Below are 11,329 nucleotides of genomic sequence, written 5' to 3' on the forward strand. Positions count from 1 at the left end.
GAGATAATCGCCCCTGAATTGGTAAATAATATCGCACACGCAATACCCTGTATAAGTCTAGCTCCAATTAGAAATTCAACACTTGGAGACATTGCAGCCATAACCGATGATAAACCAAATATTATCACTCCCGAGTAGAATACTCTTTCATGGCTATATATATCCCCCAAGCGCCCCATCATTACCATCATAGATGAGAGAGCAATAACAAAAATATTCATAATCCATTGTAATACAGATAGTGATGAAGAGAACTCACTTTGTATATCAGGTAGAGCCGTATTAACAATGGTGAAATCCACACACCCTAAAAAGCTAGCTAAACCTACTCCTAGAAGAGCTAGGTTTGGTTTTTCACTTAACATAATCAGTCATCCAACAATAAAAATTATCACTTATGGTCACCATGCCAATAAGTAAAAAATAGGTAAAAAATTAGAGATGAATTAAAAATGAAAAAGATCTAGTTCAATCACTATTATTAAACAACGAACTCGGGGCTTGCTTATGTAAGCCAAGCTCAATCCCCCTGATCATTAACTCATTACTAGATTGACATCCCAACTTATCTTTTATGAAGGAAATGTGAGAATCAAAAGTCTTTATTGATATATTGAGAGCATTGGAGATGAACTTCCTTTTGTATCCGTTCAGAAACAAGAATAATACTTCTTTTTCTTTTGAGGTTAGCTTCTTCAATGAGACACCACAACTTATATTCTTAGTTATCCCAATTGATTGCTTAAGTATTGAATCCCCATTAGAAAAATCAAATATCATTGCATTCGCTACTATGCCTGACACATTCCCTTTCTTATCTAAAATTCCCTTTTTCCTAACATAGAGATTAAACCTTTTCCCAGATACATCTATGATAGGCTCAAAAAGATCATAGCTTTCTCCTAGAAGGGTATTTTGATCATGAGAACGATATACATGGGAAAAAATTTTCCAAGGCATGTCTTCATCTGATTTTCCAACCAAATCACTAACATTGGAGTGGCCTGATAGTTTTAGAAACGCTTGGTTACATGCTACAAACCTATAGTTTTTATCCTTTATAAAGAGGAGACCATTGGGAAAATTAATCAATGGCTTATTTATAAAATCTTCAATGACTTCCATATCTTAAACTTAGTATTGTTTGGCGAGTGAAGATAGTACAGCAGTAGATGAGACATGAGAATAGGGATAACCCCTAAGCAGATGTAATCGGTGAATAACGTTTTAATATATCAATATATGTGCAATGACATCGATCAGTTAGAGCAATGAGTAAAGTTGATGGTGCCATCACTCTCATCATAGAGAAATATAGCAGTCACCTACTCTTTGGCGTTCAAGCAAAAGGCACAAAAAAAGGTTAGTAAACACTACGTTTACTAACCTTCTAGAATCTGGTGGCCCCTCCCAGATCTGAACTGGGGACCAATCGATTATGAGTCGTGATATGACTGTTTTCGATAAAATCTCACATCATCTCATATTAGTTTATTTATGTTTTAATTCAGATAGTTAAAAACATTTCTTCAGTTCGTCTTTTCTCGTATAGTCTCATTCAGGTACGCTCTTGTTTGACTAAGTGTTTGACTATAAATCGCCATAGTCAAACAAGGGAATCTTTGAGTGAGGGAGTGCGCCATGTTAACGGTAAGTGCTATTCGGGGGCTAAAACCCAAAACCAAACCCTACTATGAGTGGGACAGTAATAGTGAGCGCGGAACGGGCAAACTGGCAGTGCAAGTCACGCCAAAAGGAGGAAAGCGCTTTGTATTTCGTTACTTTGTGGCGCGCAAAGCAAAATTCATTACGTTAGGCCAGTTCCCGGCTCTGTCATTGAATGATGCAAGAGCCAAACAGAAAGAACTGGGTGATTTGCTTATTCAGGGGATTGATCCGAAAGAGCACATCGAGACGAAAAAGCGTGACCAAGAAAACGCAAAGCGCGAGGAAGCAAGGAAGGGGTCTATACAGCAATTGTTTGAAGCCTATGTCGCGCAAATGGTGAGGGACGGTAAGCGTACTCACAAAGCCGTTCTGGCATCTCTTGAGAAGGAAGTGTATCCGGTTATACCACCTGCTACGAAAGCCAAGGATGTCACCACGCACGAGTTAAAACTGGTGCTGGCGGAAATGATAAGACGTGGCGCGAAAACTCAGTCCAATCGTGTACGCAGCTATCTGATGGCCGCGTTTAACTACGGGCTAAGACACGATAACGATCCTGCTAACTTCATTGATGAAGCTAAGTTTGGCTTAGTGTTTAACCCGATGACGGCCATCCCTAAACAGAAAGATGCAGAGCGTGTGGGTAATCACTATCTGAAAATGGGCGAAGTGATCCAGCTAATCGCTGACCTAAAAGGGGAATATGAGCGGTTTAAGATGGGCGATACCATCCGGTGCCTGATTTTACTTTGCCTCTATACCGGAGGACAGCGACCTTATGAACTGGCGGCTTCTAAGTGGGCGGCGGTAGATTGGCAACAAAAGTCACTATTGGTAAGTCGTGATTTGTCTAAAAATAAGCGAGAGCACATCATTCCTTTGACTAAATCTGCGCTGACGATTCTGCGCCAACTGCGCGAGGTAAACCAATACTCTGACTTTATTTTTCCGCACCGCTTAAACCGCAATGAGCATATCCGGCTGGATTCGCTCTCTCAGGCAGTTACCCGATACCGAGACGCTACGCCTTTTGTTTCGTCCTTCATCCCCCGCGACATCCGCCGCACCTGTAAAACCCTGATGGGCGAGATTGGCATTTCCAAATCACTGCGGGACCGCATTCAGAACCATGCACTAAATGACGTATCCAGCAAACACTATGACCGCTATGAATACCTGCCCGAGAAGCGAAGGGCTTTGGAATCATGGGAGCAACGATTAAACGAAAACACAACTGTCACCAATGTAGTGGCATTTGCGGGGAGAGATTAAGCCATGTCATCACATAAGGAACTGGGTATTCAGTTGCCACCCTTATTGCCTCTTGAGTATTGCACTGTTGAGCGAGCGGCGCGGCTGTTAGGTTGTGAGGAAGAAGACATCTATCACTGGCATGAAGTCGGTGCAATAAGTTTATGTGTCAAATTGGAAGATCAGAGCTGTAGGCCAAGTATCCGGATTAAAACTGAGGATGGGATGATGTCTCTAGCCGAGAAAAAAGTGCTTGAAAAGGAAGGTGCACTTGATGCTTTTATATCGACACATAGTATTTTGGGAGGTATATACCTAGAGCCATCTAATAGCGACACATGGATGTTTGGTTTCAGTGGCTTTGCTAACGGGTTTTGGAAAATACGTGGCAAGACTGAAAACGGAAACTGGTTACTAACCACAGTTGGAGAGATTGAATATAAGCCAACTGGAGAAGGATTAGAGCATGTTACCTTACTCTCTATTAACCTTCCTCCGATAGAGGGAGAGCGGTATGTATTTAAACCAGACTTAGAAAAGCTACACCGAGCAATACATGGTATTGAGACTCTGTCGAATCGCTACAACGACAGAGAGATTGCGGAAAGTATGAGACAGGCAGAATTAGAAGTACAAAACATCCGTCCATATCGGGTTGAAAAAAAACAGGCCCACCTAATTCGTTTACTTATCGAATCACACCCTAAGCTGGGAACTGAAGTTTTAGAAAAACCATATGCGGCATGCGATTTGTTGGAGGCCCAATTTGCGAGGGATGGAATTGGCACTATTGATGCAGATCCTGTCACCGTGGGCAACTGGATTTCAGGCAAACGAAAGAAATAACGAGAATTTAAAGTTACTAACTGCAAATAATACTTAACTAAGTCCCTTCCTACCCAGGAAAACGTACCTATATTAGCTAGCCATGTTCTCAAGTTAACCAATTCAGGAGCAGAACATGGCAATAAATCGCATTGTATCTCTTAAAGAAATGTCAGCCCTTGTTGGGCGTTCTCCTAAAACTATTTGGCGCTGGTGGCGCAAGGAGCAATCATTCCCCGCGCCTCGGCAAATCAACGGACGCACCATTGGCTGGCGCGAAGCAGACTATCAGGCGTGGCTGAATGGGGAGTGGCAACAATGAGCAAACTCCCTGCACCAAGCAGCAAGGCCGAATTGTGTCTGTTAGAGCTTTTACGCCGTGGCAAGGCTGGCCTACATCCGCTAGATGTGAATATCCGAGATCTTACCCATGCCAATTTGCTGGACGAAGCCGGTAAGTTTTGGAGTATTACGTTACCGACGGATATGAGTCTTCTCCGAATTCGTCATGGTGTGCGTATCGCCGATCAACCCGCACCGTTTACCAGTGTGCACGGCTACAAGGCCATGTTTAAACGCTACTGGCTGGCTGATCTCGATGCGGCAAAAAGTGCGATTGGTTTGCTCAATAGCTGGCGGGCCAAACGAGGAGTAGAGCCGCTATCAAGTCGTGACTGCAATGCGCTGCTAGCCGCTTTTCAGCCGGAGCCGCAAGCGTTAGGCGAGGTAGCATAATGACGAGTATAACCAAGCATCCCGTTGATCACGCTGAACTGGCAGATAAGGCCTTGTGCCAGCTAGAAAGCTTAACTTTCGTACTTTGCACTGCTCATTTTGAGGACGTTGATAACCAACATTGTAAGGGGGTTATATGGGCAATGCAGGAGCTCGCGACAACGGCTAAACGTCACTTACAGGCTAGTCGAGGCGATGTGCCCCTGCGCCGCCGATAGTAGAAAACCGTTTAAACCAATGGCTGTCAGTGTTGGCAGCCATGTTTATTGGCAATGACAAAAGCAAGTAACTGCAATCATCTAAGCATCTGATTTAACAGGTTTTGAGACGAGATGAGATATGTTTTCAAGGTTTTTTAGGCGCATTTCCACTTTTTTCAAAGCGCTTGGTTACTGAGAATAACTTGGCAGGCCGAAAGCCACGTTGATAGTGGCCACTTACCCAAGTAAAGGAAGCATGTCGGGTTTTATTAATATCTTCTACTCAATATCCATATCACTGATAAGAGAAGTAAAGCCAATACACTTTGGTTCGCCGACTTCCGAGGTGTGCGAAGCGACTTTAAAACTGCAAATGGTGATGACAAGCGAGCAGGTGAAGCAATAAAAAGGAGCTCAGAAATTGGCCTACTCCACTAATACAGGATTTTTCAAAACCAAAGACAATCGCTGCTGGATGGTCAATACTGGGCCAGGCTTATCGCCGCTCTACACTGATATCCTTCAGTGTTTGGTAGGTCAGTTGGAAGCGATGGAATCTCACTACGCTCGGGTGTTCTGCTTTCGGTTTGATTTGCACCTAACGGCGTACACCGATGATAACGCAACAGTGAGCCGCTTACTCTCGCTGGTGGTAAAAGCCCTAAAGCGGCGCTACAAAACGCCTAACATTGGCTACCTATGGGTAAGAGAGCATGAAAAGGCCAAACAACAGCATTACCATTGCGTGATTTTTTTAGACGGTTCAAAGGTGAATCACTTCCACACCACTCAAACCATCATTGACGACTACTGGGCTGCTTTTGAAGGAGGCCATGTACAAGGATGCGGTTTTAAAGTACTACCCAGAGGGGACTCTCACGCCAAAGCTGAGATCATCTACTGGCTGTCGTATCTCGCTAAAGTGCGTGGCAAAGCCAATGGCAAAGGAAAACGCTATAGGCCCAGCCAAACTAAACGCTACGGTGTCAGTAGGGTTAAAATCAAAGCGAAAAATTGCGCACTTTTAGACTAGAAAGAAAAACCGCACACCGATGACATCTTTGCGTCGCTAACCTTTGTGGGGTGCGGGTCTTGAGTCAATAAGTGCGCAAAACACTGCGCAGTTTTGAAGGGGGAAAGTGCGCAGTTGTAAATAATGTGAACTCTATTTGGGCCTATCCACACTCCCTGCGGCTCAGCACGTCGTTTTGATATAAGCCGTCTTCAATGATTTTCAATGTGATGGTTTCCCAGCATTTCCGACTCTTCACCCGATAATGCTACACTCATAACAAAATTGGCTTGAACCAAAATATGCAAAGAATCGCAGAAGTTAAGCTTTTGTTAGAAAATTAAAATTAACTAGTTTGTGGATTGTAAACTTTCATAGCCGCATCAAAATCAAACTCTGGTTCAAACTCAACACGTAAAACTTCATCATCGTTCAAGTCTGATAGGGAGATTTTTATTGCTCCATCATCACTACCTCTTAACGTGTAAAAATAATTGACCTTCAATATCTCATTTGAACAATATTCAACAACTAAAGATACAAACTGACGCTCAACCAGCACATCGTAATAATAACTAAAATCTTTCAGGGAAAGCTTGTCTTCAGAAATATTTTTTATCAAATCAGTTGCTCTTCTATCAATGGCAACTCCAATTATAGCTTTGAGTTTATCAACACTAATTTCCATATAGTACCCGCTGTCTAATATAGCTGAATGAATCAAGAACAAACGCCACCAAAACACGCAAACTTGTAGTCGAGGCGCATGCGCAACAGAACAGCTTCCGCTCTAATTAACCTTGTCAACAGCCAGCATTTTCGAGCAATTTTTTCACTACCGTTTCTAAATAGCCCGGTTCTGGAAAAAGCGATTTTGTATAAAGCCAGTTTCGGCGTGGCCCTATGGTGAATGTACCAGTTCTTGCTTTGTAACCGGGATTCACATGATAGGCTCCTGAGTCAAGAATCGCCTTGGCTCCTGCTTTTGAAAGCGTCCATTGATGTCCACCTTTTCCTGGTCTAGTATCATCAATTCGACAGGCAAGGCCTTGCTCTGTAACCGCCAACCAAGTTTTCTGTTTCGATGTCCTAAAAACTAAAACTTCCCGAAGAATATCCTCAGCTTGATTATCCGAGGCATTCTCAGGTTCCGTTTCTTCCTGCTCTGGTGCTCTTAGATATGTTCGGTACGCCAATACCGCCATTACAACAGCAGTGAAGGCTGTAACAATCTGCGTAATCACTTGTATCCAAACAGGAAAACTCATTTAGATAAATCTCTCTACTATTTAGGCAGTTAACACTGAAGCACCGCGGTGCCTTATTAATCAGGAAAGTTTCGAAGAACCTTATAGCGGATACTGCTGTTATCAGCTTCCAATACTTCGATAATAGCGCCCTTGTAACCAATACGTTTTGATTCACTCAGGTCGTATTCAACTTCATTGTTAAACGCAGGCCGTGCCGTATTATTACTGAATTCCCGATAGCCGATGYTAATCTTACTTCCTACGCGCCCACTGTAGATCAAGGTTTGCTGAAAGCTATTCCTGGTTTCAGACACCCGACCACGCCGCTCATAATCGGCATCGTAACAAGAACTGCCGCCAAGTGTAGTGATGACACAGACTTGGCTTCCTTGCTCCTTACCAACCGCGAGCGCCTCAATAGGATCAGATAGAGCCCCTCTAATTACACCTGTGGCTGAGAAAAAGTCTTTTTTTTCATCAAATCCTACCTGGCGATAACTTTTTCTGGGAATATCGTATAGCGCGCCATCAACACGCTGTTTGACGTACAATACTTGCTCCTCGTAGATTATACCTTTCTCGACCATGTGATCACCCACATAAGCCGTGACCTCTTTACCCAAGGGAGGATAGTCAACATCTTTCGTGGCGGAAGGAGAGCCGTTGTACTGAACTGATGTACAGCCACTAAGCGCAGCAAGTAGCGAAATCAAAAATATATGCTTCACTTGTTAACTCCTTTTCTGATTTACGCCAGAGCCCACCGGCGCGCTTTAGCGCGTCCGGTGCCGAAGGCGCGAAGTTGATTGACTTGTTAGGCGACCACTTAGGCGCTCTACTCAGGAAAGATAATTTCATATGGCTTCCAACCAAAGTAACTGTAGAAAAACATGCCGCCATTTTCTCTGTCAGTCAATTTCGCTTTTAAGTGGAACTTGGTGCCTACTGGATACTCGCGGATAAAGTTTTTCTTGCACTCGGTTAATAAATCGTGCGGGTCTACGTCTCTACGCTTGCACTCTTTTGCAATTTCGTCTGGGATTTTCTGGCCGGTCATTAGTTGCAGTTGAACTGGATCAGTATGCCCCGACTGATAGAGTAGCCTAAAACTCTCAAACCAAAGCCTGTGGTAACTTTGCTCTAAGGCCATGTAATACCTCGATAGGGCTTTGTTTCCTAATAGTGAATGCGCACTGTTTTCACTGCACAAAACAGGATTATCCTCTTTCCCCCCCTTTACTTAGCGCACGATGCAGAAAGGGGTTAAATGCCGAAAAGTGGAGCCACTACGATTAAGAGTAGTGATTCATTCTTTTAGGAAACAAAGCCGTTACTCAGTGCTTTCTTCAACTTGCTTCAGTATATATTCCAATTCAATTTCAACTTCATGCCACAAGCGAATTGCTAAATAGAACACCATGACCACAAACTGCTCTTTGACTGAAAGAAGCGAGTACTTTTTACCTAAACCGGGCGGTCGATCAGGATTGCTGGAAATAACCTCTTGAATAAGAGCCTGATCTTCAGAAGTAAAGCTTTTATAAAAGTTATTAACTTCCGACTTTGACAACTGCATGTCTGCTCGGTGGGCAAACTTATTACGAATATTGGTAACTGAGACAAGTGGCTTGTATATTTCCTCGTCCAAGCCAAATGCAACAGCAAGTTTGAGCTTATTTGAGAAATCTATTTGCATCTTCTCAATGTAGTCAGAATTAGTAGCAACTAGCGATACAAAGCGATCTACATCTTGCTCCAAAGCCATATGAGCTCTAATAACAGCCCCTAGTTCATCTTCATTGAGTAAAACCGACATTAACTTTTGGTGCATCAAAACTCCTATATGCATAACACCCGCAGCACGCGCGGCTTTGTAGTGAAGGCGAAGCCGCAACGGAAAAGCCGTCGCTGTGCCTGCGCTTGTTAGCATTACGCTTTACCTTTTCTCTCATCCCAAGTCTCCAATACGAATAGCGCAATAGTATGAGCAGAATGGATCGCCAACCGTGCATGCCGTGGCTTTAGGTTGTATATCTTTCGTCCCTGCCCGTGAGCAGAGCTTGCATGAGTTCTGAAAGCACCAATTCCATCGACTACAGAAAGTACGCCAGATAGGATTTTTTTGAGATCGTCATCTTCCAAAGCGGCTGGATCAAACCCCAAGTCCGCACGAACCACCTTCCACACATTTTGAAGATCCTGCTTCTGAGGCACATCCAGATCTTCGTCAGCGATGTAAGTCTTGAAAATAGATTCCAGAATATTACATGCCGCGGATACAGCTTCTCTCGGCTCTGAATTCACATTCGCAAGAGCGCGATTAAACTCTGCATCAATAGAGGGGATATCTCGGCCTTTAATTAATTCAGCTAGAGATCGGCTTGGAGCGGCACAGCCATCAGAAATGATGCCACCCGTAATATACGTAAGATTACATCTAGAGAGGATAGCTTCGAGCTTGTCTTTGAACTCCTTCTTTACGTCTACGCTTGGGGCACCAAACCAAGAAGAAGTGTCTTCTTCTACGTCAGGTAACTCCATGTAGCATTCAATAATTCGTCCCAGAACGACCAAGGGAAAATCGGATTCTTTGTTGACTCGCCGAAGCCATGATTGAACCTTAACGGGCTTTGATCCTTCAGGCGGTTCACCGGGAGCTTCAGCATATGAGAATAGATTGTCCAAGCTAGCATGGGTTTCTAGGTTCGGCATATTCTCCGATAGCACAGCTATTATTGGAGCTGGGATTTCCTTTCTCATAGAGTCACTCGTATCTCTCTCGGAATGCTAACGAATGACATGGATTCCCCCTCTTGAAGATCTGCCACACTTTAGGTGCGGCCTTTAATACCGGAGGTAACCATGTCTACTCAATTCTTTTGTGGCGTTGATCTCGCCAAGCACCACTTTTCTCTTCACGCGGTGGATGACCACGGTAAAGTCATTCTCCATAAATCTGTTTCACGCGCTAAGCTACTGGCTACATTAGCAAATATGCCTACGATGTGCATAGGTATTGAGGCCTGCAGTGGGGCACATTATTGGGCCAGAGAATTCAACAAGCTCGGCCACGATACCCGCATCATGGCCGCAAAGTACGTCGGCCCTTATCGCACAAAAGGAAAAAATGACCTGAACGATGCCGTTGCCATTTGTGACGCTGTTCAGCGTCCAAACAGCCGGTTCATTCCTGTTAAATCACCCGAACGCCAAGCGATTCTCGCGATTCATCGTGTACGTGAACATTGGGTCAATGAACGTACCGCCCTCATTAATCGTATTCGTGCATTACTGGCAGAGTTCGGCATTATTATTCCAACAGGACGAGCCGCCGTTCACCGTCAAGTACCACTCATTCTCGAGGCAGCAGAAAATGGCCTGCCTGATATTGCTCGTGCTGTCGTGGCAGATTGTTTTGACCACCTACAAACACTTAATCAGCGTATCGACGATACCGAGCAGTGTTTCGATATGGTGACCAAGGCCAGCCCTAATGCCCAGCGTATTCTTAATGTTCGCGGCATTGGTCCACAAACAGCAACGGCGATTATCGCTACTATCGGAAAAGGCGAGCAGTTTGATTCCGGTAGAGACTTTGCTGCTTGGCTTGGATTAGTGCCCAAACAGTACTCTACCGGAGGAAAGCCGCGATTGGGTCGTATTAGTAAACGAGGAGATAAATATCTCAGAACACTCTTAGTGCATGGCGCGAGAGCCGTCATCACGAACCTAGGCGATAAGCAAGATAGGCTCAGTGTCTGGGGGCGAAATATCCTTGAGCGACGTGGCATGAATCGCGCCATTGTCGCTCTCGCAGCCAAAAATGCACGTATTGTGTGGGCGTTATTGCACCATCAAACAGATTATCAAGATACCGAAAATCAACAGTTTATTGTCCTAATCCATTGGGATGATTGCGACAATCTCTCCTCCTTCTAGCAAAAAAAGAACATTGGCTATTGGAGCATTGCCGTAGCTTGCATCGTTCCATACATGAGAATGAAGATACATGAATTGGTTTAATATCTCTTTTGGTACGTCGCGTGATACGGCCATTAAAACTGTTCGCCTCGGGATAGACACGAGCATCTGTTTCGCGTTTAAAATTTCATGAGCCTTTAACATATGCTTTTTTGACAGGATAGCTTCACTACTGAATGGTTTACCGCTAGCAGTAAGAACTTTGTTATCAAGAGCCTGAGAAAGTGTAAACACAACATCCATACTCTCTAGATTAGAGTAAGCATTATTTACAACATTTTGTATATCGAGCTTATCTTCGTCGCTGTGCATTAGAAAAATGAAGTTTTCAGGAGTATCCATTCCAAAACCAATAACCAAATCAGGTTTTTCGGGTTCTCCAATCAACGTTTGACGCACTGCACCAT

15 protein-coding genes are annotated in these 11,329 nt (G+C 44.0%); 6 read left to right on the forward strand and 9 right to left on the reverse strand.

The window, feature by feature from the left end; all coding sequences use genetic code 11:
• Positions 1–365, reverse strand: a 365-nt coding sequence (locus BZJ17_RS17025; protein WP_131826790.1) for an MFS transporter, incomplete at its 3' end; no start/stop codon positions are given.
• Positions 366–468: 103 nt separating this feature from the next.
• On the reverse strand, positions 469–1,125 hold the full coding sequence (locus BZJ17_RS01975) for a LuxR C-terminal-related transcriptional regulator (protein WP_077639597.1): 657 nt from the start codon (positions 1,123–1,125) through the stop codon (positions 469–471).
• 516 nt (positions 1,126–1,641) lie between these two features.
• Here BZJ17_RS01975 and BZJ17_RS01980 point away from each other — a divergent pair.
• The 5 genes from BZJ17_RS01980 (at position 1,642) to BZJ17_RS02005 (ending at position 5,712) form a co-directional block, all read left to right on the forward strand.
• On the forward strand, positions 1,642–2,940 hold the full coding sequence (locus BZJ17_RS01980) for a site-specific integrase (RefSeq protein ID WP_077639598.1): 1,299 nt from the start codon (positions 1,642–1,644) through the stop codon (positions 2,938–2,940).
• A gap of 3 nt (positions 2,941–2,943) precedes the next feature.
• Entirely contained in the window at positions 2,944–3,765 is an 822-nt protein-coding gene (locus tag BZJ17_RS01985; RefSeq protein ID WP_077639599.1) for a hypothetical protein, read from the forward strand.
• 115 nt (positions 3,766–3,880) lie between these two features.
• Positions 3,881–4,066 (forward strand): AlpA family phage regulatory protein, encoded by a 186-nt coding sequence (locus tag BZJ17_RS01990; RefSeq protein ID WP_077639600.1) that lies wholly within the window; start codon positions 3,881–3,883, stop codon positions 4,064–4,066.
• On the forward strand, positions 4,063–4,479 hold the full coding sequence (locus BZJ17_RS01995; protein WP_077639601.1) for a hypothetical protein: 417 nt from the start codon (positions 4,063–4,065) through the stop codon (positions 4,477–4,479). Before BZJ17_RS01990 ends, BZJ17_RS01995 begins: the two co-directional genes overlap by 4 nt.
• Positions 4,480–5,100: 621 nt before the next feature.
• Positions 5,101–5,712: an inovirus-type Gp2 protein gene (locus BZJ17_RS02005; RefSeq protein WP_077639603.1), complete on the forward strand. Its 612-nt coding sequence runs from the start codon at positions 5,101–5,103 to the stop codon at positions 5,710–5,712.
• 325 nt (positions 5,713–6,037) lie between these two features.
• On the opposite strand, the gene BZJ17_RS02010 is transcribed toward BZJ17_RS02005, so the two are convergent.
• The 6 genes from BZJ17_RS02010 to BZJ17_RS02035 form a co-directional block, all read right to left on the reverse strand.
• Positions 6,038–6,379 carry a hypothetical protein gene (locus BZJ17_RS02010; RefSeq protein ID WP_077639604.1) on the reverse strand — a complete coding sequence of 114 codons (342 nt, stop codon included), beginning with the start codon at positions 6,377–6,379 and terminating at the stop codon, positions 6,038–6,040.
• A gap of 115 nt (positions 6,380–6,494) precedes the next feature.
• Positions 6,495–6,959, reverse strand: coding sequence for a hypothetical protein (locus BZJ17_RS02015; protein WP_077639605.1), 465 nt, complete (start codon positions 6,957–6,959; stop codon positions 6,495–6,497).
• 56 nt (positions 6,960–7,015) lie between these two features.
• Positions 7,016–7,669, reverse strand: coding sequence for a hypothetical protein (locus tag BZJ17_RS02020; RefSeq protein WP_077639606.1), 654 nt, complete (start codon positions 7,667–7,669; stop codon positions 7,016–7,018).
• Between the two features lie 107 nt (positions 7,670–7,776).
• Positions 7,777–8,091: a hypothetical protein gene (locus tag BZJ17_RS02025; protein WP_077639607.1), complete on the reverse strand. Its 315-nt coding sequence runs from the start codon at positions 8,089–8,091 to the stop codon at positions 7,777–7,779.
• Positions 8,092–8,271: 180 nt separating this feature from the next.
• Positions 8,272–8,871, reverse strand: a complete 600-nt coding sequence (locus tag BZJ17_RS02030) for a hypothetical protein (protein ID WP_241836738.1) — start codon at positions 8,869–8,871, stop codon at positions 8,272–8,274.
• Positions 8,871–9,701 (reverse strand): abortive infection family protein, encoded by an 831-nt coding sequence (locus BZJ17_RS02035; protein ID WP_077639608.1) that lies wholly within the window; start codon positions 9,699–9,701, stop codon positions 8,871–8,873. The genes BZJ17_RS02030 and BZJ17_RS02035 overlap by 1 nt, the downstream gene beginning before the upstream one ends.
• Positions 9,702–9,803: 102 nt before the next feature.
• Here BZJ17_RS02035 and BZJ17_RS02040 point away from each other — a divergent pair, with 102 nt between their 5' ends.
• Positions 9,804–10,880, forward strand: coding sequence for an IS110 family transposase (locus tag BZJ17_RS02040; RefSeq protein ID WP_241836739.1), 1,077 nt, complete (start codon positions 9,804–9,806; stop codon positions 10,878–10,880).
• Here BZJ17_RS02040 and BZJ17_RS17160 read toward each other — a convergent pair.
• On the reverse strand, positions 10,839–11,329 hold a 491-nt coding region (locus BZJ17_RS17160; RefSeq protein WP_157893149.1), incomplete at its 5' end, for a hypothetical protein. The genes BZJ17_RS02040 and BZJ17_RS17160 overlap by 42 nt on opposite strands.

The organism is Salinivibrio sp. IB574, from assembly GCF_001996205.1.
GTDB lineage: Bacteria > Pseudomonadota > Gammaproteobacteria > Enterobacterales > Vibrionaceae > Salinivibrio > Salinivibrio proteolyticus.